The 26284-nt window shown below is 71.8% G+C and carries 26 protein-coding genes and 2 tRNA genes; 22 read left to right on the top strand and 6 right to left on the bottom strand.

Annotated features, from left to right (window positions below; genetic code table 11):
• Positions 1-28 precede the first annotated feature (28 nt).
• The gene (locus tag AC6EH9_RS15055) at positions 29-952 is read left to right on the top strand and encodes an acyl-CoA thioesterase (RefSeq protein WP_498424239.1); all 924 of its coding nucleotides are present in this window, start codon (positions 29-31) and stop codon (positions 950-952) included.
• A 36-nt stretch (positions 953-988) separates the two neighbouring features.
• Here the strand turns inward: AC6EH9_RS15055 and AC6EH9_RS15050 are convergent, their stop codons facing one another.
• A complete protein-coding gene (locus tag AC6EH9_RS15050) occupies positions 989-1372 on the bottom strand; it encodes a globin (protein ID WP_498424238.1) in 384 nt (127 codons plus the stop codon).
• A 92-nt stretch (positions 1373-1464) separates the two neighbouring features.
• Between AC6EH9_RS15050 and AC6EH9_RS15045 the strand changes: the two genes are divergently transcribed.
• Positions 1465-1890: an OsmC family peroxiredoxin gene (locus AC6EH9_RS15045; protein WP_498424237.1), complete on the top strand. Its 426-nt coding sequence runs from the start codon at positions 1465-1467 to the stop codon at positions 1888-1890.
• A gap of 71 nt (positions 1891-1961) precedes the next feature.
• Here the strand turns inward: AC6EH9_RS15045 and AC6EH9_RS15040 are convergent, their stop codons facing one another.
• Positions 1962-2924, bottom strand: a complete 963-nt coding sequence (locus AC6EH9_RS15040; RefSeq protein ID WP_498424236.1) for a mechanosensitive ion channel family protein — start codon at positions 2922-2924, stop codon at positions 1962-1964.
• Between the two features lie 187 nt (positions 2925-3111).
• On the opposite strand from AC6EH9_RS15040, the gene AC6EH9_RS15035 reads away from it, so the two are divergent.
• Together AC6EH9_RS15035 and AC6EH9_RS15030 are read left to right on the top strand one after the other, a co-directional pair.
• A complete protein-coding gene (locus AC6EH9_RS15035; RefSeq protein ID WP_498424235.1) occupies positions 3112-3474 on the top strand; it encodes a hypothetical protein in 363 nt (120 codons plus the stop codon).
• Positions 3461-3826: a DUF5130 family protein gene (locus AC6EH9_RS15030; RefSeq protein WP_498424234.1), complete on the top strand. Its 366-nt coding sequence runs from the start codon at positions 3461-3463 to the stop codon at positions 3824-3826. Before AC6EH9_RS15035 ends, AC6EH9_RS15030 begins: the two co-directional genes overlap by 14 nt.
• A gap of 84 nt (positions 3827-3910) precedes the next feature.
• Here AC6EH9_RS15030 and pepN read toward each other — a convergent pair whose 3' ends face one another.
• Positions 3911-6457 (bottom strand): aminopeptidase N, encoded by a 2547-nt coding sequence (pepN, locus tag AC6EH9_RS15025; protein WP_498424233.1) that lies wholly within the window; start codon positions 6455-6457, stop codon positions 3911-3913.
• Positions 6458-6612: 155 nt separating this feature from the next.
• Between pepN and AC6EH9_RS15020 the strand changes: the two genes are divergently transcribed.
• Positions 6613-8205: a CHAP domain-containing protein gene (locus AC6EH9_RS15020; protein WP_498424232.1), complete on the top strand. Its 1593-nt coding sequence runs from the start codon at positions 6613-6615 to the stop codon at positions 8203-8205.
• A gap of 70 nt (positions 8206-8275) precedes the next feature.
• Positions 8276-8875 carry a mycothiol-dependent nitroreductase Rv2466c family protein gene (locus tag AC6EH9_RS15015; protein WP_498424231.1) on the top strand — a complete coding sequence of 200 codons (600 nt, stop codon included), beginning with the start codon at positions 8276-8278 and terminating at the stop codon, positions 8873-8875.
• Between the two features lie 16 nt (positions 8876-8891).
• On the opposite strand, the gene AC6EH9_RS15010 is transcribed toward AC6EH9_RS15015, so the two are convergent.
• Positions 8892-9116, bottom strand: coding sequence for a hypothetical protein (locus AC6EH9_RS15010; protein ID WP_498424230.1), 225 nt, complete (start codon positions 9114-9116; stop codon positions 8892-8894).
• An 89-nt stretch (positions 9117-9205) separates the two neighbouring features.
• Between AC6EH9_RS15010 and AC6EH9_RS15005 the strand changes: the two genes are divergently transcribed.
• From AC6EH9_RS15005 to AC6EH9_RS14995, 3 genes are read left to right on the top strand one after another with little or no spacing between them, the layout of a single operon-like run.
• Entirely contained in the window at positions 9206-10402 is a 1197-nt protein-coding gene (locus AC6EH9_RS15005; RefSeq protein WP_498424229.1) for a peptidoglycan recognition protein family protein, read from the top strand.
• A 42-nt stretch (positions 10403-10444) separates the two neighbouring features.
• A complete protein-coding gene (gene metG, locus AC6EH9_RS15000; RefSeq protein ID WP_498424228.1) occupies positions 10445-12241 on the top strand; it encodes a methionine--tRNA ligase in 1797 nt (598 codons plus the stop codon).
• 5 nt (positions 12242-12246) lie between these two features.
• Positions 12247-12720: a hemerythrin domain-containing protein gene (locus AC6EH9_RS14995; protein ID WP_498424227.1), complete on the top strand. Its 474-nt coding sequence runs from the start codon at positions 12247-12249 to the stop codon at positions 12718-12720.
• Between the two features lie 16 nt (positions 12721-12736).
• Here AC6EH9_RS14995 and AC6EH9_RS14990 read toward each other — a convergent pair whose 3' ends face one another.
• Positions 12737-13480: an SDR family NAD(P)-dependent oxidoreductase gene (locus AC6EH9_RS14990; protein WP_498424226.1), complete on the bottom strand. Its 744-nt coding sequence runs from the start codon at positions 13478-13480 to the stop codon at positions 12737-12739.
• Between the two features lie 104 nt (positions 13481-13584).
• Between AC6EH9_RS14990 and AC6EH9_RS14985 the strand changes: the two genes are divergently transcribed.
• The 13 genes from AC6EH9_RS14985 (at position 13585) to clpX (ending at position 23958) form a co-directional block, all read left to right on the top strand.
• A complete protein-coding gene (locus tag AC6EH9_RS14985) occupies positions 13585-14154 on the top strand; it encodes an LURP-one-related family protein (protein WP_498424225.1) in 570 nt (189 codons plus the stop codon).
• A complete protein-coding gene (locus AC6EH9_RS14980; protein ID WP_498424224.1) occupies positions 14154-15053 on the top strand; it encodes an alpha/beta hydrolase in 900 nt (299 codons plus the stop codon). Before AC6EH9_RS14985 ends, AC6EH9_RS14980 begins: the two co-directional genes overlap by 1 nt.
• A gap of 12 nt (positions 15054-15065) precedes the next feature.
• Positions 15066-15572 (top strand): ribose-5-phosphate isomerase, encoded by a 507-nt coding sequence (locus AC6EH9_RS14975; protein WP_498424223.1) that lies wholly within the window; start codon positions 15066-15068, stop codon positions 15570-15572.
• On the top strand, positions 15565-16410 hold the full coding sequence (locus AC6EH9_RS14970; RefSeq protein WP_498424222.1) for an Fpg/Nei family DNA glycosylase: 846 nt from the start codon (positions 15565-15567) through the stop codon (positions 16408-16410). The genes AC6EH9_RS14975 and AC6EH9_RS14970 overlap by 8 nt, the downstream gene beginning before the upstream one ends.
• A gap of 28 nt (positions 16411-16438) precedes the next feature.
• On the top strand, positions 16439-17572 hold the full coding sequence (locus tag AC6EH9_RS14965; RefSeq protein WP_498424220.1) for a PP2C family protein-serine/threonine phosphatase: 1134 nt from the start codon (positions 16439-16441) through the stop codon (positions 17570-17572).
• A 77-nt stretch (positions 17573-17649) separates the two neighbouring features.
• A tRNA-Gly gene (locus AC6EH9_RS14960) sits at positions 17650-17723 on the top strand.
• 32 nt (positions 17724-17755) lie between these two features.
• Positions 17756-17828 (top strand) — tRNA-Pro (locus AC6EH9_RS14955).
• Positions 17829-17930: 102 nt separating this feature from the next.
• Complete coding sequence (gene tig / locus AC6EH9_RS14950; protein ID WP_498424219.1) at positions 17931-19358, top strand: trigger factor; 1428 nt, start codon at positions 17931-17933, stop codon at positions 19356-19358.
• A 139-nt stretch (positions 19359-19497) separates the two neighbouring features.
• Positions 19498-20739 carry a lipase family alpha/beta hydrolase gene (locus tag AC6EH9_RS14945; protein ID WP_498424218.1) on the top strand — a complete coding sequence of 414 codons (1242 nt, stop codon included), beginning with the start codon at positions 19498-19500 and terminating at the stop codon, positions 20737-20739.
• Positions 20736-21260: an SRPBCC family protein gene (locus AC6EH9_RS14940; RefSeq protein WP_498424217.1), complete on the top strand. Its 525-nt coding sequence runs from the start codon at positions 20736-20738 to the stop codon at positions 21258-21260. The genes AC6EH9_RS14945 and AC6EH9_RS14940 overlap by 4 nt, the downstream gene beginning before the upstream one ends.
• An 86-nt stretch (positions 21261-21346) precedes the next feature.
• Positions 21347-21952 carry an ATP-dependent Clp protease proteolytic subunit gene (locus AC6EH9_RS14935; protein WP_498424367.1) on the top strand — a complete coding sequence of 202 codons (606 nt, stop codon included), beginning with the start codon at positions 21347-21349 and terminating at the stop codon, positions 21950-21952.
• A 4-nt stretch (positions 21953-21956) separates the two neighbouring features.
• Positions 21957-22565 carry an ATP-dependent Clp protease proteolytic subunit gene (locus AC6EH9_RS14930; protein WP_498424216.1) on the top strand — a complete coding sequence of 203 codons (609 nt, stop codon included), beginning with the start codon at positions 21957-21959 and terminating at the stop codon, positions 22563-22565.
• Between the two features lie 109 nt (positions 22566-22674).
• Complete coding sequence (gene clpX / locus AC6EH9_RS14925; RefSeq protein WP_498424214.1) at positions 22675-23958, top strand: ATP-dependent Clp protease ATP-binding subunit ClpX; 1284 nt, start codon at positions 22675-22677, stop codon at positions 23956-23958.
• 904 nt (positions 23959-24862) lie between these two features.
• Here clpX and AC6EH9_RS14920 read toward each other — a convergent pair.
• On the bottom strand, positions 24863-26284 hold a 1422-nt coding region (locus AC6EH9_RS14920; RefSeq protein ID WP_498424213.1), incomplete at its 5' end, for a class I tRNA ligase family protein.

The following is a 26284-nucleotide window of genomic DNA, read 5'->3' as shown; positions in this document are numbered from 1 at the left end:
CAAGTGGGGGGTCGGGCCTCGGTGGAACGTGTTCCAACAGGGACCCAGGTCACAGCCTAGTGCCAGGGGGCCTGCCATCATCCGTGGTGTGCGCCACCTTTATCAGTGCCCCCTGCGATGGGCCGACATGGACGTGCTCAACCACGTCAACAACGTGACCTACGTCGACTACCTGCAGGAGGCGCGCGTCGACATGCTGTTGACGCACGATCCGCAGCGCGCCGCCGGTGAGCTCGCCGAGGCCCTCGTGGTGGTGCGCCACGAGGTGCACTACCGCTCCCCGCTGAAGTTCCGCTTCGCGCCGGTGAGCATCGAGTGCTGGGTCACCGACATCCGGGCGGCCACGTTCACGATGTCCTACGAGATCTTCGACGAGACCGCCGAGGGGCGCCACGTCTACCTGCGCGCCAGCACCGTGCTCACGCCGTACGTCTTCGAGCAGGAGCGCCCACGCCGGCTGCGGGGCGAGGAGAGGGAGATGCTCGCCGGGTTCCTGGAGGACCCGCCGGTGGGGGAGCCGGCGGTCCTGGGCGGGGTCCGGCCCAGCGAGCTCGGGCACTACCCCCTGCACGTGCGGTTCTCCGACGTCGACGTCTACGGCCACGTCAACAACGTGAAGTACTTCGAGTACTTCCAGGAGGCCAGGATCCTGCTCGTGGACCGGCTCTCCCACGGACTGGGCCGCACCATCGCCCGCCTGCGGATGGTGGTGGCGCAGACGGACGTGGAGTACCGGGTGCCGATCCTGTTCCGGCCCGAGCCCTACGACGTGTGGAGCACGATCACGCACCTGGGGCGGACCTCGATGGTGATCGAGTCCGAGATCCGGGACGGGGACGTCCTCGCCGCCCGGGCCCGCGTGGTGATGGTCTTCTTCGACCCCGAGACCCAGCGCCCCGCCGCACCGCCGCAAGAGGTGCGCGAGGTGGTGGAGAGGCTGATGCTCGACTGAGCGCCGGCGCTCAGGCCGGTCAGCGCCGCGGTCGGGTCACTGCCCGGTGTTGATCATGAACTGCGCCGCGTGGGTGACGTAGTCCCACAGCTGAGCGTCCTGCTCCGGCGGCAGCGCGACCTCGTCGAGGCCCTCGCGGAAGTGCAGCAGCCAGCGCTCCTTGGAGGCCGGGTTCACCGCGTACGGCGCGTGCCGCATCCGCAGCCGCGGGTGCCCGCGCTGCTCGGAGTAGGTGGTGGGGCCGCCCCAGTACTGCACCAGGAAGCTGGTGAAGCGCTCAGCCGCCGGCCCGAGGTCCTCCTCGGGGTACATCGGACGCAGGATCTCGTCGGTGGCGACACCCTCGTAGAACCTGTCGACGATGCGCTTGAACGTCGGGTAACCGCCGACCTCGTCGTAGAACGTGCTCACCCGCCCCATTGTGCCGACCGGGCCTGACCGAGACCCCCTGGGGTGGGTGCGACGTGGAAGACTCGGGGCGCAACCCGTCCCCGACGCAAGGAGTCAGATCGATGGCAACCACCCGCACCGCCCAGACCAACTGGGAAGGCACCCTCCTCGAGGGGGCCGGCAAGGTGACGCTGCAGTCCTCGGGCGTCGGCACCTTCGACGTCTCCTGGCCCTCGCGGGCCGAGGAGGCCAACGGCAAGACCAGCCCCGAGGAGCTCATCGCGGCCGCCCACTCGTCGTGCTTCTCGATGGCGCTCTCGGCGGCGCTGACGAAGGCCGGCACGCCGCCCACGTCGCTGCAGACCACCGCCGACGTGGAGCTGACCCCGGGCACCGGCATCACGGGCATCAAGCTGACCGTGGTCGGCACCGTGGAGGGCATCTCCGCCGAGGCCTTCGTGGAGGCGGCCGAGGGCGCCAAGGCCGGCTGCCCGGTGAGCCAGGCGCTCGCCGGCACGACCATCACGCTGGACGCCTCGCTGGCCTGAGCCGGCCGAGACGAAGACGGCCGTCGCCTCCCCGACAGGGAGGCGACGGCCGTCTTCGTCGTCCGGGGCGCTCAGCCGGCGGGGTGGTGGGTGTCGCGGGCCGGGTCCGGGCGGGCCTCGGCCTCGCCCTCGCGGTGCCAGATCACCCGCTGGGCGAAGGGGATCTCGATGCCCTCGTAGTCGAAGCGCGCCTTGATCCGCTCGCGCATCTCGCGCGCCACGGCCCACTGCTCCATCGGCGCGGTCTTCAGCGTGACCCGGACGGTCACCGCGTCGGCGGCGAGCGCCTCGACGCCCCACACCTCGGGCTCCTCGATGACCAGCCCCTTGAAGTCGTCGTCCTGCCACAGGTCGTGGGCGACCTCCTGGAGCACGCGGCGCACCTTGACCAGGTCCTCGTGGTAGGCGACACCGACGTCGATCACCGAGCGGGCCCAGTTCTGGCTCATGTTGCCCACGCGCAGGATCTCGCCGTTGCGCACGTACCAGACCGTCCCGTTCACGTCCCGCAGGCGGGTGACCCGCAGGCCCACCGCCTCCACGGTCCCGTTGGCCTCCCCGAGGTCGACCACGTCGCCCACGCCGTACTGGTCCTCGAAGATCATGAAGATGCCCGAGAGGAAGTCCTTGACCAGGCTCTGCGCGCCGAAGCCGAGGGCGACACCCAGGATCCCGGCGCTGGCGATGATCGGCGTGATGTTGACGCCGAACTCCGCCATCACCATCACGGTCGTGATCGCGAAGACGACACCGGTGAGGATGCTCTTGAGCAGCGACCCCATGGTCCGGGTCCGCTGCACCCGGCGCTGGCTGGTCGGAGAGCTGCTCAGTCCCGCGGCCAGGGGCGTCTGGCCCAGACTCATCCGGCTCACCCGGCTGGGCAGCACGCCCTCCTCGGCGCGCGCCACCACCCGGTCGATCAGCCGGTGCAGCACCCAGCGGGCGAGCAGGCCGAAGAGGATCAGGGCCAGTACGGCGGTCGGCTTGCCCAGCAGTACCTCCGCGGTCTGGGCGGCGGTCTCGTTGCCGCTCATCCACCACACGGCGCGACATGAGATGGCTTGGTTGGGTTCACACGGGTCGACAGGCTCCAGTCCGAACATGACGACCAGTATCGGGGTGGGCTGGTGAAGAGCCGGGAGGGGCGGGGGAGTGGCGCCGGAAAGCCCATCGGGGAGACGCGGGGGAGCGCCGTGGCGATCAGCCGATATCCTTGGCCGCGTGACCGCCCAGTCGAAGACCTCCGCCCCCCGCCGTGCCGCCCGCGCTGTCGTCGTGACGGTGGCGACCGCCGGCCTCCTGCTGACCGCGTCGCCCGCTCTCGCCGACGTCCCCGAGCGCTGGAGCGACCCCGAGCCCGTGAACACGCTCGATGCCATCGGCATCATCGTCGGCGCGCCGGTGCTGCTGGCGCTGGTGATCACCTTGCTGGTGATGCTGCCGTCGCTGGCGAGCGGCAACAAGCGGGCGCCCGGCGCCCACAGCGCCGACGAGTGGTTCGGTGGACCCCGCAAGGGGACCGCCGAGCGAGCCGACCCCGACAACGCCGAGTCCCAGGCCGGTGGCGCTCGTGCCCGCTGGTGATCGCTTCACCGACGCCGAGCGGCGCGACATCGATGCCACCATCCGCACCGCGGAGGAGCTGAGCCGCTGCGAGTTCTCGGTCTTCGTGGGCACCGCAGAGGGCGACCCGCACGCCTTCGCCACCAGCCTGCACAACACGCTGGCCGCACCGGCGCGCAGCGTGCTGATCATGGTCGACCCGGACGCCCGGGTGGTGGAGATCGTGACCGGCCGCGAGGTTCGCCGTCACCTCAGCGACGCCGAGACCGAGCTCGCCGCGATGGAGATGACCTCCGACTTCGCCCAGGACGACCTGGTCGGCGGGCTGCGCCGGGGCATCCAGATGCTGGCCGCCCACGCCCGCCGGGGCTGAGCTCCGGCCGAATCCCCCTGAAACGCGAGCCGCCCCCGTCCGATCTGGACGGGGGCGGCTCGCGTTCTTGGCTTTCGCCTGCGCTCAGGCGCCGGCGTCCTTGCGCTGGGCGGCCAGGGCGCGCGCCATGTCGGAGCGGCCCTCACGGACGTAGCGCTTCGCGGCCGGGTTGGCCTGCGAGGCCGCCAGCCACTCGTCGAGGCGGGCCAGGACCTCCTCGGAGACCAACGGCATCGGGAACATGTACTCCAGCGCCGTGGAGGCGCGCTGGGTGCCCTTGTCCTCCCAGATCGTCTCGGCGACCGTGAGGTACCTCTCCAGGTACGGCGCGAGCAGCTCGGCCTGACCGCTCACCTGGAAGCTCGCGGCGATCTGGCGCTGGGTCTCGTTCGGCACGTCGTCGCGCTCGATCGCGTCGCGCCAGGCCTGGGCCTTCGCCTCGGCGGTGGGGCGCACGGTGAGCGCCATGGCGGCGCGCTCCTGCCCCGAGATGGTGTTGTCGCGCGCGGCCTCCTCGAGGATCCGCGCCTCGTCGGCGCGGCCCTCGCGCGCCAGCGTGGTGAGCAGCGTCCAGCGCAGGTCGGTGTCGACGGCCAGGCCCTCGAGGGAGACCCGGCCCTCCAGCAGGCCCGCCACCCGGTCCAGGGCGGCGTCGCTGTGGGCGGCGGCGGCGAAGGCGCGGGCGAAGGCCAGCTGGTGGTCGGAGCCGGCCTCGGCGGCGTCGAGCAGCTCGTGCAGGCCCTGCTCCCAGCGGGCGGCCAGCGCATCGCGACCCGCGGGGGCGGAATAGTAGCTCACCGCGGTGCGGGCGTAGACGGGCAGCCGACTGACCGCGGTCAGGTCGGTCTCGGTGCCGATGCCGCGCAGCACCAGCGCGACGAAGTCGCTCGCGCTCATCTCCGCGTCGCGGGTCATGTCCCAGGCGGCGCCCCAGAGCAGGGCACGGGCGAGGGAGTCGTCGACCTTGTCGATGTGCGCGACCGCGGTCGCCAGCGAGCGCTCATCGAGACGGATCTTGGCGTAGGTGAGGTCGCCGTCGTTGAGCAGGACCAGATCGGGCTGGGGCTCGCCGACGAGCGCCGGCACGTCGGTGCTGGCGCCGGCGACGTCGATCTCGACGGAGGTCCGTCGCACCAGCCGCCCCTCGACGAGGTCGTAGAGGCCGACGCCGATGCGGTGGCGGCGCAGCGTCGGGAACTGCTCGTCGGCCGTCTGCCGGACCGAGAACGAGGAGAAGGCCCCGTCGGCGTCCAGCTCGAACGCCGGGCTGAGCGTGTTCACCCCGGAGGTCTGCAGCCACTCCTGCGCCCAGGTCGCCAGCTCACGCCCGGAGGACCGCTCCAGGGCCGCGAGCAGGTCGCTGAACTCGGAGTTGGCGAACTCGTGGGCCTTGAAGTAGCTGCGCAGCCCGGCCAGGAACTCCTCGATGCCGACCCAGGCCACCAGCTGCTTGAGCGTCGAGGCGCCCTTGGCGTAGGTGATGCCGTCGAAGTTGACCTCGACCGCCTCCAGATCGAAGTTGTCGGCCGCGATCGGGTGCGTCGAGGGCAGCTGGTCCTGGCGGTAGGCCCAGTTCTTGCGGGCGTTGGTGAAGCCCGTCCACGCCTCGGTGTACTCGGTCGCGTTGACCATCGCGTGGTGCGAGGCCCACTCGGCGAAGGACTCGTTGAGCCACAGGTCGTCCCACCAGCGCATGGTGACCAGGTCGCCGAACCACATGTGCGCCATCTCGTGCAGCACGGTGTTGGCGCGCTGCTCGTAGAACGCGTGGACCTGGCGCGAGCGGGGCAGGTACTCGTCGCGGAACGTCACGCAGCCCGCGTTCTCCATCGCGCCCATGTTGTACTCCGGCACGTAGAGCTGGTCGTACTTGCCGAAGGGGTAGGGGTAGTCGAAGGCCTCCTCGAAGAAGGCGAAGCCCTGCTTGGTGATCGCGACGAGCTCGTCGACGTCGAGCTGGTCCTTGATCGACTGGCGGCAGAAGTGGCCCAGCGAGATCGAGCCGTGCCGGCCCTCGTAGGTGTCGCGCACCTCGTGGTACTCGCCGGCCACCAGGGCGGTGATGTAGGTGGACATCCGCTCGGTGGCGGGGAACGCCCACACGGCCGTGCCGTCGCCCGCGTCGCGCGGCTGCGGCGTCGGCGCGTTGGAGACGACCTTCCAGTGGGACGGCGCGGAGACGGTGAAGGTGAAGACCGACTTCAGGTCGGGCTGCTCGAAGGTCGTGTACACGCGGCGGGCGTCGGGGACCTCGAACTGGCTGTAGAGGTAGACCCGGTCGTCGGCGGGGTCGACGAAGCGGTGCAGGCCCTCGCCGGTCCGGCTGTAGGCACAGTCGGCGCGCACGACCAGCTCGTTGTCGGCCGCCAGGTCGTCGAGCTGGATGCGGCTGTCGGCGTAGGCCGCGGCCGGCTCGATGCTGCGGCCGTTGAGGGTGATCTCGTGGACGGTGGCGCCGACCAGGTCGGCGAAGGTGGAGGCGCCGGGCTCGGTGCACGAGAAGCGGATCGTGGTGGTCGATCCGAAGGTGGTCTCACCCGTCGTGAGGTCCAGGTCGATGGCGTAGGACGTGACGTCGAGGAGAGCGGCGCGAGTGGCCGCCTCCTCCCGTGTGAGGTTGGTTCCAGGCATGCGGGCATCCTCTCACCCGCCGCCGTGGCGGCGCTCCACCGCGCCTGCGGCCGAAAACTACAGCAATGTAGTTGTCCCCTCGGCGTGTCAGGCTTGACTTCTTTCACTAAGGTACTCACGTGCCACAGCCGCCTCATCCTTACCGTCAGCGTCTCGTGGCGACCCTTCTCACCCTCGTGACCGGGGCGGGCCTGAGCCTCGTCGCCCCCGCCGCGCCGGCCTCCGCCGACTCGTCGTACCTGTGCACGGGCTACGCCAAGTGCAAGCAGGCCGGCTATCCGCACGCCGGCTACGCCACCGCGGGCTCGACCATGTGGTGGCGCATGTACTCCGGCCACAACTGCACGAACTACGTCGCCTACCGACTGGTGGCCGGGGGGATGCCCAACACCCGACCGTGGTCGGGCAGCGGCAACGCGACCAACTGGGGCGTCGCGATGAGCCGGCTCACCAACACCACCCCGATGGTCGGCGCGGTGGCCTGGTGGAAGGCGGGCTCGCCCGGAGGCGGGTCCAGCGGTCACGTCGCCTTCATCGAGCAGGTCGTCTCCAGCACCGAGATCGTGGTCTCCGAGGACAGCTGGGGCGGGGACTTCCACTGGCGCCGGATCACCCGCGCGGGCCGCGGCTGGCCGACCGGGTTCATCCACTTCGCCGACAAGGCCGTGGCCGCGACCGCCGCGCCGGCGATCGTCGGCACGCCCGCGGTCGGTACCGCGCTGCGCGCCACCACCGGGACGTGGACGCCCGCGGCCACCACCTCGGTGCAGTGGCTGGCCGGCGGGGTGGCGATCCCCGGCGCGACGACCGAGACGTTCACCCCCGCCGCGGCCCAGCAGGGCAAGCAGCTGAGCGTGCAGGTCACCGCCACCAGCCCCGGCTACGTCACGGCCAAGGCGACCTCGGCGGCCACCGCCGCCGTCGCGCTGGGCACCCTGCGTCCCGCCGCGCCCCCCACCATCAGCGGCACCGCACAGGTCGACGAGGTCCTCGTCGCCTCCCCGGGCTCCTGGCAGCCGACGCCGGCCACCAGCACCGTCCAGTGGCACGCCGACGGCAAGCCGATCCCCGGCGCCACCGGGTGGCGTCTCGAGCTGGGCCAGGAGCAGGTGGACCGCACCATCACCGCCGTGGTCCGGGCCCGCGCGGCCGGCTACCGCCAGGCCGTCGCGCGCTCGAGCGCCGCCGGCCCGGTGCTCGCGCCGGTCATCGAGGTGCAGCGACCCTTCGTGCTGCGTGGGGCGGGGCGGCTGGGCGGTGAGCTCAGCGTCCAGCCGGGCAGCTACGCCCCGGCCGACGCCACGCTGAGCCACACCTGGCTGCGCGACGGTCAGCCGATCGCCGGGGCCACCGGCTCGAGCTACGTCCTGGGTCCGGCAGACCTCGGCGCCCGGATGTCGGTGCGCGTGGACCTGACCCGCAGCGGCTACCGGAGCTCGACCCAGACCCTGACCCTGGGGTCGGCGGTCCGCACCACCTCCGCGCTGGTGCTCGCGACACGCGGTCGTCGCGGCCGCGCGTTGCTCCACATACGTCTCGACGTCGAGGGCACGACGGCACCGACGACCAGGTTCACCCTCAGCGTCGGCGGCCGTCAGCTCACCCGCCGGCTGGTCGCGGGGAAGGCGCGGGTGCTGGTGCGCGGTCTGCGGGCGGGCCGCCACCAGGTGCGGGTGGTCTACGCCGGCAGCGAGGTGATCGGGGGCTCCCGGGCCCGGGGCGTGGTACGGGTCCTGGGGCGGCGCTGATCAGCGCCCGGCCGCGGCCCGGGGCGCCGGTGAGGGAATGACGCTCGACGGCATCGGGTTGACTGCTGGCATGACCAACACTGACTTCTGGTTCGATCCGCTCTGCCCGTTCGCCTGGATCACCTCGCGGTGGGTCCTGGAGGTGGAGCAGGTGCGCGACATCTCGGTCACCTGGCACGTGATGAGCCTGGCCTACCTCAACCAGGACAAGGACATCCCCCAGGAGTACCGCGACCGGCTCGCCGGCGCCTGGGGCCCGGTCCGGGTCTGCATGGCCGCCGAGCAGGCGCACGGCAAGGAGGTGCTCGCCGACCTGTACACCGCGATGGGCAACCGCATCCACCTCCAGGAGCAGCCGATCTCCCGCGAGCTCCTCGCGGCGGCGCTCGCCGAGGCCGGCCTGCCCGGCGAGCTGGTCGAGGCGATGGACAGCACCCAGTACGACGAGGCGATCAAGGCCTCGCACCACCTGGGCATGGACCAGGTCGGCGACGACGTGGGCACCCCGACCATCGCCATCGACGGCGTGGCGTTCTTCGGGCCGGTGCTCGGGAGCATCCCGCGCGGCGAGGAGGCCGGCCGGGTCTGGGACGGCGCGGTGGCGCTCGCGGCGTACCCGCAGTTCTTCGAGCTCAAGCGCTCGCGGACCGGGGACCTCGACTTCAGCTGAGCCCCGCGAGCGGGGCTCAGCCGCTGCCCGTCGTGGTAGCCACGGTGGCGGCCACCATCACCGCGGCCATCGCCGCCTGGGCAGCCTCCGCGGCGTCCTCCTCGAGCCGGCCGAGCAGGACCTGGCGCAGCCCCGTGCCGAGGGCCCCGACGAGGTCCTGGGCCGAACGCTGCTTGGCCGCGACGGTGGTGAGGGCGTCGCACAGGACCCGGTCGTCGAGCTCGGGCGCGTCTTGGACCACGTGCACGGTGCTGCGCGCCGGACTGTAGTTGCCCCTGGGCGTCGCGTCAGGTGGGCGGCGTGGGCGGTGATGACGCAGGATGGGCCGCGATGAGTCTGCTTCCTCCGCCTGCCCGTGTCCGTGTCCTTCTCCCCGCCACCGTCGTCACCCTGGTGGCGACCCTGCTCGGCCCGCCGCCGGCCGTCGCGACGGGGCCCGCCGAGGCGCTCCCGGCCCCCGCGCGTGTCCAGCTCAGCGACGACGCCGGTTCGGGGGTGCCGCGCGCGGAGGTGCCGCTGGGCGGCGTGCTCCAGCGCACCCGCGCGGGCGGTGAGGTGCGCCGCACCACCACCGTGACGACCTCGGCGTTCCGGATGGTGGCGCTGACGTGGCAGGGCCGGGCCCGGACCCCCGACCTGGCCGTGCGCACCCGCACCGCCGACGGCTGGGCGCCGTGGCAGGACGCGCCGTCGCTGAGCGACCAGCCGGACGCGGGGGAGGGTCGGGCCGTCCGGGCCCGGGGCACCCAGCCGCTGTGGGTCGAGGAGTCCGACGCCGTCCAGGTCCGGGTGCGCGGCCAGCAGCCGCCCGGGCTCGCCCTGGTGCTGCTGAACCCCGAGGTGCGCCGCGCCGATGCCCGGCTGGGCCGGACGGGGGCCGGCGGGGCCGTCGCTCGACGGGCCGCCCGGCCCAAGGCCGCCCCGCGGCCGGTGCTGCTCCGCAGGCCCCAGTGGGGTGCGGACGAGTCGTGGCGCACCAGCGCTCCGCGCTACAACCGCCGGCTCCAGCAGGTGCACGTACACCACACGGCGACCAGCAACTCCTACACCCGCGCCGAGGTGCCGGCCATCATCCGCGGGATGTACAGCTACCACACCCGCAGCCTGGGCTGGTCCGACCTCGGCTACAACTTCCTGATCGACAAGTTCGGCCGGATCTGGGTGGGACGGGCCGGCGGCCCCAACCGGCACGTGCGCGGGGCGCACACGCTGGGCTTCAACCACACCTCGGTCGGGGTGGCGCTGATCGGCAACCACGAGGGCTCGGCCCCCTGGGCGCGGGCGGTGACCAGCCTGGTCCGGGTGGCGGCCTGGAAGCTCGACCGGGCCAACCGGCGCCCGACCGGCGTCGTCCCGGTCTTCTCCCAGGGCAGCGACCTCTACCCGGAGGGCCGCCGGGTCCGGCTGCCGGTCATCGACGGGCACCGCGACACCAACCACACCGCCTGCCCGGGTGGGGACCTGCACGACCTCCTCCCGAAGATCCGGCGCCGCGCCCAGAAGCGCGCCGACAGCTTCGGCCGCTGACGCGCCGTCGCCCGTGCCGACCCCTCCTCCTAGGATCACCCCATGAGCAGAGTCCTGTCCGCAGTCGCCTGGCCCTACGCCAACGGCCCCCGCCACATCGGCCACGTCGCCGGCTTCGGCGTCCCCTCCGACGTCTTCAGCCGGTACATGCGGATGGCCGGGCACGACGTGCTGATGGTCTCCGGCACCGACGAGCACGGCACCCCGATCCTGATCGCCGCCGACGAGGCCGGCGTCAGCGCCCAGGAGCTCGCCGACACCAACCACCGGATGATCGCGCAGGACCTCTGCGGGCTCGGGGTCTCCTACGACCTCTACACCCGCACCACCACGCCGAACCACTACGCCGTGGTCCAGGAGCTCTTCACCGGCGTCCACGACAACGGCTACTTCGTCGAGAAGACCACCTACGGCGCGATCTCGCCGTCCACCGGGCGGACCCTGCCGGACCGCTACATCGAGGGCACCTGCCCGATCTGTGGCGCCGAGGGCGCCCGCGGCGACCAGTGCGACGCCTGCGGCAACCAGCTGGACCCGCACGAGCTGAGGAACCCGCGCTCGAAGATCAACGGCGAGGTGCCGGAGTTCATCGAGACCCAGCACTTCTTCCTCGACCTGCCCGCGCTGGCCGACGCGCTCAAGGAGTGGCTCGACGAGCGCGAGGCGTCGGGGACCTGGCGGCCCAACGTGATCCGGTTCAGCCAGAACATCCTCAAGGAGATCAAGCCGCGCGCGATGACGCGCGACATCGACTGGGGCATCCCGGTGCCGCTGGAGGGGTGGCGCGACAACCCCACCAAGAAGCTCTACGTGTGGTTCGACGCGGTCGTGGGCTACCTCTCGGCCAGCATCGAGTGGGCGCGGCGCACGGGGGACCCCGACGCGTGGCGCTCCTGGTGGAACGACCCCGAGGCGCTGTCGTACTACTTCATGGGCAAGGACAACATCACCTTCCACAGCCAGATCTGGCCGGCCGAGCTGCTGGCCTACTCCGGCAAGGGGAAGTACGGCGGCCGGCCGGGCTCCCTGGGCGAGCTCAACCTGCCCACCGAGGTCGTCTCGAGCGAGTTCCTGACCATGGAGGGCAAGAAGTTCTCCTCCTCCAAGAAGGTCGTCATCTACGTGCGCGACATGCTCGCGCGCTACCAGCCCGACGCGTTCCGCTACTTCGTCGCCGCGGCCGGGCCCGAGAACCAGGACAGCGACTTCACCTGGTCGGAGTTCGTGCGCCGCACCAACGACGAGCTGGTCGCCGGCTGGGGGAACCTGGTCAACCGCACCGCCACGCTGGTGGCGAAGAACTTCGGCGAGATCCCGGCCGCCGGTGAGCTCACCGACGCCGACCGTGCCGCGTTGGCCGGCACCGAGGCGGCCTTCGGCGTCGTCGGCGACCTGATCGCCCGGCACCGGCAGAAGGCGGCCATCGGCGAGGCGATGCGCGCGGTCGCCGAGGTGAACAAGTACGTCACCGACCACGAGCCGTGGAAGCTGGCCAAGGACCCGGCCGACCGCGAGCGGCTGGCCACGATCCTGCACGTGATGACGCAGTGCGTCTCGGACCTGAACACGGTGCTCTCGCCGTTCCTGCCGTTCACGGCCAACACCGTCGACGAGGTCTTCGGCGGCGCCGGCGACGTCCAGCCGATGCCGCGTCTGGAGGAGGCCGAGGACCTCGACGGGGGGGCGTCGTACCCGATCATCACCGGCGACTACACCGGTGCGCGGCGCTGGGCCCGCACGCCGGTGGTGGCCGGCACCCCCGTCGCCAAGCCGACCCCCGTCTTCACCAAGCTCGATCCGGGGGTCGTCGACGAGGAGCTGGCCCGGCTGGCCGGCTGAGCCGCATGTGTCATTACTGCGGCTGCCGCCAGATCCCGCTTATCCGTGACTACATCGCCGAGCACGAGCAGATCACCGAGCTCGCCGATCACGCCCTGCGGGCCCTCGACCAGGGCGAGCGGGCGGCGGCGGCCGGCTACTTCTCGCAGATGGTGCCGCTGCTGCGCAGCCACTGGCAGGGCGAGGAGGAGGGCGTCTTCAAGGTGATGGCGCAGACCGAGGAGCTCTACGCCGACTACGTCGCGCCGCTGGTCGCCGAGCACCGTGCGCTGGACGCGTTCCTGAGCGCGCTGGACCTCGACGTGCCCGAGCAGGTCGAGCGGGTCCGACACGAGATGGCCGAGCTGGGCGAGCACATCCTGCGCGAGGAGGACGGGCTCTTCCCGCCCACGCTGACCACGCTGAGCGGTGAGCAGTGGGACGAGGCCATCGCCGCCTGGCACCGGGCCCACCCCGGTGCCGAGCTGATCGCCGACTAGCGAGGCGATCGGGTCCTCAGCGCAGCATGATCGATCCGCCGTCGACCATCAGCGTCTGCCCGGTCATGTAGGAGGCGTCCTCGCTGGCCAGGAAGACCGCCACCCGGCCGATGTCGGACTCGGGGTCGCCGAGGCGGCCCAGCGGGGTGCCGCGCAGCAGCAGCTGCTCCTGCTCGGGGTGCTCGGCGATGAAGGCGTCCACGCCCTCGGTGCGGGCCAGCGGGCAGATCACGTTCACGTTGATGTGGTCGCGGGCCCACTCGTGCGCGGCCACCCGGCTCATCGCCCGCACCGCCTCCTTCGCGGCGGCGTACGTCAGCTGGCGCGGGTTGCCGCTCAGCCCCGCCCCGGAGCCGAAGTTGATCACCGAGCCGCGGGTCCGGGCCAGCTCGGGGTGGCAGGCCCGCATCAGCCAGAAGGCCGGGTAGAAGCCCGTGCTGAAGGAGAGGTCGAACATCTCCTGGGTGGACTCCAGCAGGGTCGCCTGGCGCGAGGCGTGGGCGTTGTTCACCAGCACGTCGATCGCGCCGAAGGCGTCGAGAGCGGCATCGCGGATGACCGGCGCGCTCTCCTCCACCGAGATGTCCTGGGCCAGGAAGCAGGCGCGCTCACCCAGCTCCGCGGCCAGCTCGCCGCCGAGGTCGGCCTGGACGTCGACGAACAGGACGCGCGCCCCCTCCTTGACGAACGCGCGCACGATGCCGCGCCCGATGCCGCCCGCTCCACCGGTGACGATCGCCACCTTGCCGTCCAGTCGCATCCTCGTGCTCCGTTCCTCGCAGGTCTGGTTCCGGGAGGCTAGGGAGTCTCAGGTCCGTCGTGTCGCGCGATCCTGCTCAGCGGTGCGGCCACTAAGGTGCGGCCATGACTGCCGATATGTACCTGCCGGGCTTCTACGTGAAGCAGAAGATCACGATGATGATCAACCGCTACGAGATCGTCGCGATGAACCCCGACGGCAGCGAGGGGCAGCTGATGGCGCTGGCCGAGCAGAAGCGGCTCGCCTTCAAGGAGCAGGTCACCTTCTACGCCGACGCCGCCAAGACCCGCCCCGTGTTCGGGTTCAAGGCCCGCAAGACGATCGATCTCGGCTCCGGCTACGACGTCACCGACGAGACCGGCAAGCAGATCGGCTTCTTCAAGAAGGACTTCGGCGCCAGCCTGATGCGCTCCACCTTCCACATCGAGGGGCCCGGCTACACGGGGACCGGCCAGGAGCGCAACCAGGCCGTCGCGGTGCTGCGCCGCTTCACCGACCTGCCGTTCCTGGCCGTCCACTTCGACTTCAAGGACCCGTCCGGGGCCCTGCTGATGTCTAGCGAGCGGCAGATGGCGCTGCGCGACAAGTACACGGTCCGGGTGCCCGACCAGCGCGTCGACTTCCGGGTCGCGGCGGCGATGGCGGTGGGGCTGGACGCGCTGATGGGGCGCTGATGCTCCACCCCCAGGCGCGGCGCGCGGTCGACGCGCACGCGGTCGAGCCCAAGGTGCACGAGCCGGGCTACGACATCGCCGCGGCGCGGGCGGCCGCCCGCGCCGCGGCCGCCGCCCAGCCCCGCGAGGAGGTCGCCGAGGTGCGCGACCTGGATGCCGGCGGGGTGCCGTGCCGGCTGTACCGGCCGGCGGCCGGCGGCGCGCCGGACGCCGCCCCGGGCGTGGTGGTGCACCTGCACGGTGGGGGATTCGTCTTCAACGACGTCGAGGTGCACGACGCCGCCGCCCGCCGGCTGGCCAACCGCTGCGGGCAGGCGGTGCTCAGCGTCGACTACCGGCGACCGCCCGAGCACCGGTTCCCGGCGGCGCCCGACGACGTCGACACCGTGGTGGCCTGGCTCGACGCCCACGCGGGGTCCCTGGGGCTGGCCGGGCCGACGTACCTGCACGGCGACAGCGCCGGCGCCAACCTCGCGCTGGTGGCCGCCCTGCGCCACCACGGCCGCTTCCAGGGGGTCGTGCTGATCTACCCGTTCCTCGACCCGACCCAGGGCTTCGACTCCTACGCCGCCGCAGAGGGCTTCGACGCGGCCGAGGCCGCCTGGTACTGGGCGCAGTACGCCGCGCGCCCCGAGGACCTGCGCGACCCGGACCTGGCGCCCCTGCTCTCGCCGCGGCTGCACACGCTGCCGGCGACGCTGGTGGTCAGCGCCGAGCACGACCCGCTGCGCGACGAGGCCGAGCACCTGGCCGGGCTGCTGGCCGAGGCCGGGGTCCGGGTGGTGGCCACCCGCTACCTGGGGCAGGTGCACGGCTTCTGGCGTCACCCCGACGCATTCGACGCCGCAGAGCCGCTGATGCAGCAGGTGGCCGGTTTCCTGCGGGCCTGTCGCGACTGAGAGGATGGCGCCATGCGCGTTCACCTCGGTTCCGACCACGCCGGCCTCGAACTCAAGGACCACCTGCTCGCCTGGCTGGTCGACAACGGCTACGAGGTCGTCGACCACGGCCCCTTCGTCTACGACGCCCTCGACGACTACCCGGTCTTCTGCCTGCGTGCCGCCGAGGGCGTGGCCGCCGAGCAGGCCGAGGGCCTGGACAGCATGGGCGTGGTGATCGGCGGCTCCGGCAACGGCGAGCAGATGGCCGCCAACAAGGTCGTCGGCGTGCGCTCGGCCCTGGTGTGGTCCGAGGAGATCGCCGTGCTCGCCCGCGAGCACAACGACGCCAACGTGATCTCGGTCGGCGGCCGGATGCACACGCTGGCGGAGATGACCCGCTTCGTGGAGGTCTTCCTCTCCACCGCCTTCAGCGGCGACGAGCGCCACGTGCGGCGCATCGCACAGGTCGGCGAGTACGAGACCACGCGCGAGCTGCCGCCGCTCCCGGAGTCCGCCCTGAAGGGCCCGAATGCCTGAGGGTCACACCCTCCACCGCCTGGCGCGCGACCTCTCACACGCCTTCGCCGGCCGCCGCGTACGCGTCGCCAGCCCCCAGGGGCGCTTCGCCGACGCGGCCGCCCTGCTCGACGCCAGCGTGCTCGAGGCCGCCGAGGCCTGGGGCAAGCACCTGTTCCTCGCCTTCGCCGGGGAGCGGCTCGTCCACGTCCACCTCGGGCTGTACGGCAAGCTCGCCGTGCACACCGGCGTCCAGGACGTGCCCGACCCGGTGGGGCAGGTGCGGCTGCGGCTGGTCGCCCCCGATGCGCCGGTCTCCTACGCCGACCTGCGCGGGGCCACGACCTGCGCCCTGCTCACCCCCGCGCAGCGCGACGCGGTGATCGCCCGGATCGGCCCGGACCCGCTGCGCGCCGACGCCGACTGGACCCGGGCCTGGGACCGGGTGCGCCGCAGCCGGGCCAGCATCGGGGCGCTGCTGATGGACCAGAGCGTGCTGGCCGGAGTCGGCAACGTGTACCGCGCCGAGGGGCTGTTCCGGCACCGCATCGACCCGCTGCGGGCGGGGAGCACGCTGCGGGTCTCGCAGTTCCGGGCGATCTGGGACGACCTCGTGGAGCTGATGGCGGCGGGCGTCGAGGCCAACCGGATCGACACCGTGCGCCCCCAGCACACCCCCGAGGCGATGGGGCGCCCCCCGCGCGTCGATGACCACGGGGGAGAGGTCTACGTCTACCGGCGCGCCGGACAGCCCTGCCACGTCTGCGGCACCGCGGTCCGCACCGAGGTGCTGGCCGCGAGGAACCTGTTCTGGTGCCCGCGTTGCCAGCCGCGCTTCCGCTCGCGGGCCGTACAGTGAGTACATCTGAGGCGCTGGAGGAGGACCGATGACCTCTGCGCGTGTCGTCACCGGAGGCCACAGCGAGCTGACAGTCTCGCGGCGGCTGCGCACTGCCACCGCGCGCCGAGCAGCGCAGCTCGGCTTCCTCAAGCGTGTGCACACCCACACCGACCCCAGCCTGCGGGTGCTCCTCGCCATCGTCACCCTCGGCGGGATCGCTGGCCTGGTGTGGACCGAGGTCGTGCCGCTCAACTTCTTCGTGCTGCCGCTGGTCGTCGGCAGCCTGACCCTGGGGCCGCGCCAGCTGCCGTGGTTCGTGGTCTACTGCCTCGGCTGGCTCGCTGTCGTGGTCGCCGTGCAGGCCCGGATCGACGCGCGGGTCGTGGGAACGGTGGGGATCCTGTTCCTGGCCGGGCTCGTGGTGCTGCTCACCTCCTTCCGGCGCTCCCGGCTGGGGGTCGGCGGTGCGATGGGGGAGTCGATGTTCATCGACCTGCGCGACCGCATCCTCAACCAGGGCCAGCTGCCGGACCTGCCCGCCGGCTGGCACGCCGAGGCGGCGCTGCGCTCGGCCGGCGGCACCCCGTTCGCCGGAGACTTCGTGGTCGCCGCGCGGGCCGAGGACAGCAGCCGGCTGGAGGTGGCGGTCGTGGACGTCTCCGGCAAGGGCGAGCAGGCCGGGACCCGCGCCCTGCTGCTCTCCGGCGCGTTCGGCGGCCTGCTCGGGGCTCTCCCGCCCGAGGACTTCCTGCCCGCCGCCAACGACTACCTGCTGCGCCAGCGCTGGGACGAGGGGTTCGCGACCGCGGTGCACCTGTCCCTGGACCTGGACACCGGGGACTTCGAGATCCGCACCGCCGGGCACCCCCCGGCGGCACAGCTGCACGCCGGCTCCGGGCGCTGGCACGTGACGCAGAGCGAGGGATCGGTGCTGGGTCTGGTCCCCGACGCCGGCTTCCGGACCGCGCGAGGGACCCTGGGCCCGGGCGACGCGATGCTGCTCTACACCGACGGGATGGTGGAGACCCGCCGGCGTGACATCGGGCTCGGCATCGACAAGCTGCTGGGCCAGGCCGAGCGGCTGCTGCGCTCGGGCTTCGTCGGCGGAGCCGACCGCCTGGTGGACGCCCTGGGGTCCCAGGACGACGACCGCGCGCTGGTCCTGCTGCACCGCGCGTGAGCGCCTCGGTTGGGGGCCGGACGGCACCATGTGGCACCATGACTCCGGCACACGTGTGGGCAGCCGGGCGAGTGCGTGCGGATGTAGCTCAATGGTAGAGCCTCAGTCTTCCAAACTGATTACGCGGGTTCGATTCCCGTCATCCGCTCCAAGGGCGGCTCCGGCCAGACCGGGCCGACTTGGCGGGGCGTAGCGTAGTGGCTAGCGCGCCTGCTTTGGGAGCAGGAGACCGCAGGTTCGAGTCCTGTCGCCCCGACTGAACTGCACCGCCCGGCTTGCCCCTGAACACAGCAGAACCCTGTGGGCCGGCCACGCCCCACCATTGTCAGCAACCACTGAGAACACCAAGGAGACACCTGTGAAGAGCGCCGTCGAGTCCTTGACCCCCACCAGGGCCAAGCTCACCGTCGAGGTGCCCTTCGAGGAGCTCAAGCCGAGCCTCGACGCGGCGTACAAGAAGATCGCCCAGCAGATCAACGTCCCCGGCTTCCGCCGCGGCAAGGTCCCGCCGATGGTCATCGACCGTCAGGTCGGCCGTGCCGCCGTGCTGGACGAGGCGATCAACGAGGTGCTCCCGAAGAAGTACATCGAGGCGCTCCAGGAGAACTCCCTCGAGCCGCTGGCCCAGCCGGAGATCGAGGTGACGAAGTTCGAGGACAACGAGACCCTCGAGTTCACCGCCGAGGTCGACATCAAGCCCGCGATCGACCTGCCCCCCTACGAGGGCCTCGAGGCCGAGGTCGAGGACATCGAGGTCACCGACACCGACGTCGAGGAGCAGGTCGAGGCGCTGCGCGAGCGGTTCGGCACGCTGAGCGACGTCGAGCGCGAGGCCGCCGACGGCGACTTCGTGGTCATCGACCTCAAGGCCACCCAGGACGGCGAGGTCCTCGAGGGGGCCGAGGTCTCCGGGATGTCCTACCGGGTCGGTCGCGGCGGCATGCTCGAGGGCCTGGACGAGGCGCTGCTGGGCATGAAGGCCGGCGAGACCAAGACCTTCTCCTCCGAGCTGGTCGGCGGCGACATGGTCGGCCAGGCCGTCGAGGTCGAGGTCACCGTCACGCAGGTCCAGGAGCAGGAGCTGCCCGCGTTCGACGACGAGTTCGCGCAGACCGCCTCGGAGTTCGACACCGCCGAGGAGCTGACCGCGGACGTGCGTGAGCGCCTGAGCCGGGGCAAGCGCCTCGAGCAGGCCGCCGCGGCCCGCGACGCGGTCCTCGAGGCCCTGCTCGAGAAGGTCGAGATCCCGCTGCCCGAGAGCCTGGTCACCGACGAGCTCAACGCGCGCCGTGAGAACGTCGAGCAGCAGCTGATGATGGCCGGCATCACCATGGAGAAGTACCTCGAGGACGAGGGCCAGACCCTCGAGGAGTTCGAGGCCGAGCTCGAGCGTCGCGTGCGTGACGCGGTCGCCGCGCAGTTCATCCTCGACGAGATCGCCAAGAAGGAGGAGTTCGGCATCGACCAGAACGAGCTCTCCTCCCACCTGGTGCGTCGCGCCCAGCAGTCCGGTCAGGACCCGCAGGAGTTCGCGAACCACATGTTCGAGCACAACCACATCCCGGACCTGGTCCAGGAGATCCTGCGCGGCAAGGCGCTGGCGACCCTGGTCGAGTCGGCGGTCGTCAAGGACGCCTCGGGCAACGTGGTCGAGCTGAAGAACCTGCGCCCGGACGGGACCATCGGTGAGCCCGAGGCCCCCGAGGCCGAGGTCGAGGAGGCCGACGAGACCCCCGAGGCCGACGCTGCCGAGGCCGACGAGAAGGACAAGCCCACCGAGGCCTGATCCCCCTGTCGCCGACGACCCGCCCGAGCAGCTCGGGCGGGTCGTTCGCATTTCCCGTCGCGCCGCTGCCCGTCGACCTGGGTGAACGGATGTGCACCGGAGCGTTGACAGCGGCCTGCGGGCTTCCCATGCTCAGCACATGACGTCCACCCACGCGCTCAGGCGTGTCGCGCCCGGTGCCCGGCGCGCCCGCGCGCATCGCGACGGCGAGCCCGGCCTCCTGCACGCCCTCTCGCTGCTCGCCCGGGTCTGTGACGACCTCGTCGTCGCGACCGCCCGCGACACCCACCGGGCGTGGTCGGATCGCGTGCACGGCGCGCTGCACGGGCCGACCCGAGGCGTCTCCCGGGGCTCCCAGCTGGCCCACACCGCGATCGCGACGCCGGTCTACGCAGGCACCAGCCTCACCCTTCGCGCGCTGGCCACCGGCCTCGACCTGGCCGCGAGCCAGGGGGTGGGACCGAGGCTGGAGGGTGCGGGCGGCCGGGGGCGCTTCGTGCGCTCCGCGGTCAACGGCCTGGTCGGAGACCGGCTGCACGAGCAGGGCCAGCCCCTGGCGATCCCGATGGCCGTGCGGGTCGGAGGTCGCGACGTACCCCTGGACCCGGCCGGCCTGCGGGCGGCGTTCCCCGATGCCACCGGCCGGGTGGTGGTGCTCCTGCACGGGCTGTGCGAGAACGAGGACTACTGGAGCCTGGGGCGCGAGCGGGTCGGCGCCACCTACGCGCAGACGCTGGCGGAGCGGGGCTGGACGCCGGTGCACCTGCGCCTGAACACCGGTCTGGCGCTGCGGGAGAACGGCGTGGCGCTGGCGGCGCTGATGCAGCGGCTCGTCGACGCGTGGCCGGTCGGCGTCGACCGGGTGGCCCTGATCGGTCATTCGCTGGGTGGGCTGGTGATCCGGGCCGGGGGAGCGGTCGCGACGGCCGAGGAGCGCCCCTGGACCGAGCTGGTCAGCGACGTGGTGACGCTCGGCACGCCGCACCTCGGCGCGCCGATCGCGCAGGGGCTGGGGCACGGCAGTCGCGCGCTGGCCCGGTTGCCGGAGTCGGCCGCGTTCGGCCGGATCCTGGACCACCGCTCGATCGGCATCCACGACCTGGTCGCCGGCCTGGCCCACGACGTGCCCCCGCTGCCCCAGGCGCGCTACCGGCTGGTCTCCGCGACGCTGACCCGATCGCCGGGCCACCCGCTCGGCGCCGTGCTCGGAGACCTGCTGGTCACGGTGCCGTCCGCCCACGGTCGCCGGGGCGGGCGACGGCGGGGTGCCGAGGGCGACCTCTTCCCCGGCGCCGAGACCCTCCACCTCCCCGGCACCGACCACTTCGCGCTGCTCAACCACCCCCGGGTGCACCGCGCCCTGTGCGAGTGGCTGGCATGAGCGCCGTGCCGGCAGCCGGCTCGTCGCTGCGTGACCCCGCCCGCGAGCTGCACGCCGAGGCCGTCGTCGCCGCGCCGCCCGACCGAGTCTGGGCGGTGTTGAGCGACCTCTCCCGGATGCCGCAGTGGAGCCCGGAGCTGGTCCGGATGCTGGCGCTGCGGCCCGGAGGCCTGCGCGTGGGGCAGTCCTACCTCGGCGTCAACCGCCGCAAGCTGGTGGTGTGGCCCACCCGCAACGTGGTCGCAGTGCTCGACCCGGGCCGAGTGCTCGCCTGGGACACCACCTCCAGCGGTGCGCGCTGGATCTGGGAGCTGCACCCGCACCCGGGGGGCACCCGGGTGGTGCACCGCCGCCCGGTGCCCCGACGCCTCACCCTGCTCAGCCGGGTGTTCGCCCCGGTGGCGCTGGGCGGGAGCGCCCAGCACGCCGACGAGCTGGAGAGCGCGATGCGGCACAGCGTCGAACGCCTGGCGGCCAGTGTCGAACGCCTGGCGGCCAGCGTCGGCGCTGAAATCTGCTGAGGGCGAACAGCGGCGGATATGCCGTGGAACTGGGGGACTCACGGGCTAGTGTCGCTCCCGTGACCCAGACATCCACGCACCCCGAGATGAACGGCGGCGCCTCGGCCTACGGGCTCGACGACCACATCTACCAGCGGCTGCTCCGTGAGCGGATCGTGTTCCTCGGCTCCGAGGTCCGGGACCAGAACGCCAACGCCATCTGCGCCCAGCTGCTGCTGCTGTCGGCCGAGGACCCCGAAGCCGACATCTTCCTGCACATCAACAGCCCCGGTGGCTCCGTCGACGCCGGCATGGCGATCTACGACACCATGAACTACATCCCCAACGACGTGGCGACCGTGGCCATGGGCCTGGCCGCGTCGATGGGGCAGTTCCTCCTCTGCGCCGGCACCAAGGGCAAGCGCTACGCCCTGCCGCACTCGCGGATCATGATGCACCAGCCCTCCTCGGGCATGGGCGGCTCGGCCTCCGACATCAAGATCCAGGCCCAGCAGTCGCTGCACATCAAGAAGGTGCTGCTCGAGCTGATCAGTGAGCACACCGGCCAGCCTGTCGAGCAGGTCATCGCCGACGCCGACCGCGACCGCTGGTTCACCGCCGACCAGGCGCTGGACTACGGACTGGTCGACAAGGTGATCCGCAGCAGCCGAGAGGCCGCCGACGAGGGCCGCCCGGCCCGGCAGAAGGACTGAGCGCATGAACTACTACATCCCGCAGTGGGAAGAGCGGACCTCCTACGGGTTCCGTCGCATCGACCCCTACGCCAAGCTCTTCGAAGAGCGCATCATCTACCTGGGCACGCCGATCTCCGACGACGTCGCCAATGCGGTGATCGCGCAGTTGCTGTGCCTGCAGTCGATGAACCCCGACCAGGACATCAGCATCTACATCAACTCCCCGGGCGGCTCCTTCACGGCGCTGACCGCCATCTACGACACGATGCGGTTCATCAAGCCCGACGTGCAGACGGTCTGCCTGGGACAGGCTGCCTCGGCAGCGGCGATCCTCCTCGCGGCCGGGACCCCGGGCAAGCGGCTCGCGCTGCCCAACAGCCGGATCCTGATCCACCAGCCCTACACCGAGGGCACCTTCGGCCAGACCTCGGACATCGAGATCCAGGCCAACGAGATCCTGCGGATGCGCGAGCTGCTGGAGAAGATGATCAGCGAGCACAGCGGTCGAGACATCGAGCAGGTGAGCCGCGACATCGAGCGCGACAAGATCCTGACCGCCAGCCAGGCTGTCGAGTACGGACTGATCGACTCGGTCCTGGAGTCCCTCAAGGACGCCCAGACCCTGGTGTGACGTGACGTAACCCGTGTCCGTCCCCGTTGTGGGGGCGGCACGGGGTACCGTCGTTACGCGCTATGTACGACCGCCGGCATCCGCCGGCCGAATCGGAGGATGACCGCCCGTGGCACGCATTGGTGACGGAGGCGACCTGCTGAAGTGCTCCTTCTGTGGGAAGAGCCAGAAGCAGGTCAAGAAGCTGATCGCCGGACCGGGCGTCTACATCTGTGACGAGTGCATCGACCTGTGCAACGAGATCATCGAGGAGGAGCTCAGCGAGGGCGGCGAGGTCAGCCTCGACGAGCTCCCCAAGCCCCGTGAGATCTTCGAGTTCCTGAACTCCTACGTGATCGGCCAGGAGCAGGCCAAGAAGTCGCTGGCCGTGGCGGTGTACAACCACTACAAGCGGGTCCAGGCCGGGGTCGTCCCCTCGGGGGGCAAGCACAGCAAGGACGAGACCGTCGAGGTCTCGAAGTCCAACATCCTGGTGATCGGCCCCACGGGCTGCGGCAAGACCTACCTGGCCCAGACGCTGGCGCGGATGCTCAACGTGCCGTTCGCGATCGCCGACGCCACCGCGCTGACCGAGGCCGGCTATGTGGGCGAGGACGTGGAGAACATCCTCCTCAAGCTCATCCAGGCCGCTGACTACGACGTCAAGAAGGCCGAGACGGGGATCATCTACATCGACGAGATCGACAAGGTGGCCCGCAAGGCGGAGAACCCCTCGATCACCCGCGACGTCTCCGGCGAGGGCGTCCAGCAGGCTCTGCTGAAGATCCTGGAGGGCACCACCGCCTCGGTGCCCCCGCAGGGCGGGCGCAAGCACCCGCACCAGGAGTTCATCCAGATCGACACCACCAACATCCTGTTCATCGTCGGCGGGGCCTTCGCCGGGCTGGAGAACATCGTCGAGCAGCGCGTCGGCAAGAAGACGCTGGGCTTCACCGCCGAGGTGCGCGGTGCCGCCGAGCGCAAGGAGGAGGACCTGCTCGCGCTGGTCCGCCCCGAGGACCTCACCAAGTTCGGCCTGATCCCCGAGTTCATCGGCCGGCTGCCGCTGATCGCGAGCGTCAACAAGCTCGACAGCGAGGCGCTGGTGCAGATCCTGACCGAGCCCCGCAACGCCCTGGTCAAGCAGTACCAGAAGCTCTTCGACCTCGACGGCGTCGAGCTGGAGTTCACCAAGGACGCGATCGACGCGATCGCCGGCAAGGCGCTGGAGCGCGGCACCGGTGCGCGAGGTCTGCGCGCGATCATCGAGGAGGTGCTCCTCCTGGTGATGTACGACGTGCCCTCGCGAGGTGACGTCGCCAAGGTGATCGTCACCGGCGACGTGGTGACCGACGACGTCGCCCCGACGCTGGTGCTGCGCGAGGACGAGACGAAGAAGAAGAAGTCCGCCTGAGTCGCACCGCCTCGCGGGTTGCGGCGATGGTCTAGTCGGCGCGTCTGAACGGTTGGGCCGCCTCGCCGGCAACGGTGAGACTGGGCCGTCCTTCTTTCTCGTGGAGAGGCCACCGGTGAGTGCCGAGCACAAACGCCCGCTGTTCGCGTTCGTCCTGGTGACGCTGGCGTGCACGCTGGTGATCGTGCACGCCATCCGCAGCGACGCGCTGACGCGGACCCTGCGCGTCGCGCTGCCCGCGGTGATCGCCGCCGGGGCGCACCTCGTGCCCAGCCTCGGCGAGCCGGGCGGGGCTCCGGCCGCACAGGCGCCGCCCCCGCAGGAGGTCGTGAGCCAGGCGAGGGAGCGGAGCCTTGCGCGCCCTCAGGCGGCCCCGGCCCGAGAGCCGCAGGCCCGACCCGTGCGGCGTTCCCCGGGCGCGGACCTGCGCCCGGCCGGACCGCGAGAGCCGCGGCCCACGGCGTCGGCGCCGGCACCGAGCGCGCCCGCGCGCCCCACGGGAGCCGGACGCGGGCCTGAACAGGGGCAGGGACACGGGCCTGGGCACGGGCAGGGACACGCGTACGGACACGGCGGTGAGCAGCGATCGCCCCAGCGCCCCGGGGCCGGTCGGGGCGAGCACGCGCACGCAGCAGCCCCGGACCGGGCCCGCGACGCCGGCCGGACCGAGCACCACGGCCAAGGCCAGGGACCCGGCCACGGCTCGGAGCATGGCGACCGAGGGCGCAGTTCGGAGCACGGCGACCGGGGGCGCGGCTCGGAGCACGGCGACCGGGGACGTGGCTCGGAGCACGGCGATCGTGGGCGCGGCTCGGAGCACGGCGACCGCGGGCGCCGCTGAGCGGTCCCAGTCCCGCCACCGTGGTGGCCGGGGCGAGGGCCGTAGCCCCCACCCCGGGACAGGTCAGTCGGTCGGCGCGGGGGTCTCGATCGGGGCGAGTTCGGCGCTGACCGTGATCTCGCCGGCGGCCTCGTCGACGGTGAAGACCAGGTCCCCGACCACCTTGCCGGCTCGGCGCAGGTCGTCGGCCGCCGACTCGGCGGCGCCGACCAGCGCCGCGGGGCCGCGCACCTCGACACGGGACAGCTCCGCGCGCATGGAGACCTTGGCCTGCGACTTGGCGCCTCGGATGCCGGCCAGGGTGGCGGCCACGGCATCGAGCGTGCTGCCGTCCGCGGCGGCGGCTGCCCCGAGGTCGGTGGTGACCGGCCAGGACTGCCGGTGCACCGAGCCCTCCTGCCACCACGACCAGACCTCCTCGGTCACGTAGGGCAGGAACGGGGCGAGCAGGCGCAGCTGCGCGTGCAGCGCGATCGCCAGCGTCGCGCGGGCCGACGCGGTCGCGGTGCCGCCCTCGGCGTCGTACGCGCGCTCCTTGACCAGCTCGAGGTAGTCGTCGCAGAACTCCCAGAAGAACTTCTCCACCGACTCCAGGGCGGTGGTGTAGTCGTAGGCCAGGAACGCGTCGGTGGCCTTCTCGATCACCACCGCGAGCTTGCCCAGTAGGGCACAGTCGACGGCGTCGCTGACCTCGAAGTGGTTGAGCTGGCTGGCACCCACGCCGCCGAGGACGAACTTGGAGGCGTTGAGCACCTTCATCGCCAGCCGGCGGCCGACCTTCATCTGGGTCTCGTCGAACGGCGAGTCGAGGCCCGGGCGGGCCATCGCGGCGCGCCAGCGCACGGCGTCCGCGCCGAAGCGCTCGAGGATGTCGTTGGGGACCACGACGTTGCCCTTGGACTTCGACATCTTCTTGCGGTCGGGGTCCATCACGAAGCCGGACATCATCGCGTGCGACCACGGCACGACGCCGTTCTCGTGGACCGAGCGGACCACGCGGGCGAAGAGCCAGGTGCGGATGATGTCGTGGGCCTGGGTGCACAGATCCATCGGGAAGACCCGCTCGAACAGGTCGGGGTCGGACTCCCAGCCGCCGGCGATCTGCGGGGTGAGCGAGGAGGTGGCCCAGGTGTCCATCACGTCGGGGTCGCCGATGAAGCCGCCCGGGCGGCCGCGCTGTGCCTCGTCGTACCCGCGCGGCGCGTCGGTCGAGGGGTCCACCGGCAGCTCGGCCTCGGACGGCATCAGCGGGTGGGCGTAGTCGGGCTCGCCCTCCGCGTCGAGGGGGTACCAGACCGGGAACGGGATGCCGAAGAAGCGCTGGCGCGAGACCAGCCAGTCGCCGTTGAGGCCGCTGACCCAGTTGTCGTAGCGGTGCTTCATGTGCGGCGGCGCCCAGGTGATCTCGTTGCCGCGCTCGAGCAGCTCGTTGCGCAGCTGGGGGTCGCGACCGCCGTTGCGGATGTACCACTGCCGGGTCGCGAC

This window comes from Nocardioides sp. Z21_20 (genome assembly GCF_059766585.1).
This window is presented reverse-complemented; position numbering and strand designations above follow the sequence as displayed.

Bases quoted from the DNA above. Each gene is read 5' to 3' on its own strand.
- AC6EH9_RS14980 (WP_498424224.1), top strand. From the start codon at position 14,154: ATGCTCCACCCCCAGGCGCGGCGCGCGGTCGACGCGCACGCGGTCGAG.
- AC6EH9_RS15045 (WP_498424237.1), top strand. From the start codon at position 1,465: ATGGCAACCACCCGCACCGCCCAGACCAACTGGGAAGGCACCCTCCTC.
- AC6EH9_RS14965 (WP_498424220.1), top strand. From the start codon at position 16,439: ATGACCTCTGCGCGTGTCGTCACCGGAGGCCACAGCGAGCTGACAGTC.
- AC6EH9_RS15040 (WP_498424236.1), bottom strand. From the start codon at position 2,924: ATGAGCGGCAACGAGACCGCCGCCCAGACCGCGGAGGTACTGCTGGGC.
- AC6EH9_RS14970 (WP_498424222.1), top strand. From the start codon at position 15,565: ATGCCTGAGGGTCACACCCTCCACCGCCTGGCGCGCGACCTCTCACAC.
- pepN (WP_498424233.1), bottom strand. From the start codon at position 6,457: ATGCCTGGAACCAACCTCACACGGGAGGAGGCGGCCACTCGCGCCGCT.
- AC6EH9_RS14985 (WP_498424225.1), top strand. From the start codon at position 13,585: ATGACTGCCGATATGTACCTGCCGGGCTTCTACGTGAAGCAGAAGATC.
- AC6EH9_RS14995 (WP_498424227.1), top strand. From the start codon at position 12,247: ATGTGTCATTACTGCGGCTGCCGCCAGATCCCGCTTATCCGTGACTAC.
- AC6EH9_RS15005 (WP_498424229.1), top strand. From the start codon at position 9,206: ATGAGTCTGCTTCCTCCGCCTGCCCGTGTCCGTGTCCTTCTCCCCGCC.
- metG (WP_498424228.1), top strand. From the start codon at position 10,445: ATGAGCAGAGTCCTGTCCGCAGTCGCCTGGCCCTACGCCAACGGCCCC.
- AC6EH9_RS14990 (WP_498424226.1), bottom strand. From the start codon at position 13,480: ATGCGACTGGACGGCAAGGTGGCGATCGTCACCGGTGGAGCGGGCGGC.
- AC6EH9_RS14930 (WP_498424216.1), top strand. From the start codon at position 21,957: ATGAACTACTACATCCCGCAGTGGGAAGAGCGGACCTCCTACGGGTTC.
- AC6EH9_RS14935 (WP_498424367.1), top strand. From the start codon at position 21,347: ATGAACGGCGGCGCCTCGGCCTACGGGCTCGACGACCACATCTACCAG.
- AC6EH9_RS14945 (WP_498424218.1), top strand. From the start codon at position 19,498: ATGACGTCCACCCACGCGCTCAGGCGTGTCGCGCCCGGTGCCCGGCGC.
- AC6EH9_RS14975 (WP_498424223.1), top strand. From the start codon at position 15,066: ATGCGCGTTCACCTCGGTTCCGACCACGCCGGCCTCGAACTCAAGGAC.
- AC6EH9_RS15050 (WP_498424238.1), bottom strand. From the start codon at position 1,372: ATGGGGCGGGTGAGCACGTTCTACGACGAGGTCGGCGGTTACCCGACG.
- AC6EH9_RS15015 (WP_498424231.1), top strand. From the start codon at position 8,276: ATGACCAACACTGACTTCTGGTTCGATCCGCTCTGCCCGTTCGCCTGG.
- AC6EH9_RS14940 (WP_498424217.1), top strand. From the start codon at position 20,736: ATGAGCGCCGTGCCGGCAGCCGGCTCGTCGCTGCGTGACCCCGCCCGC.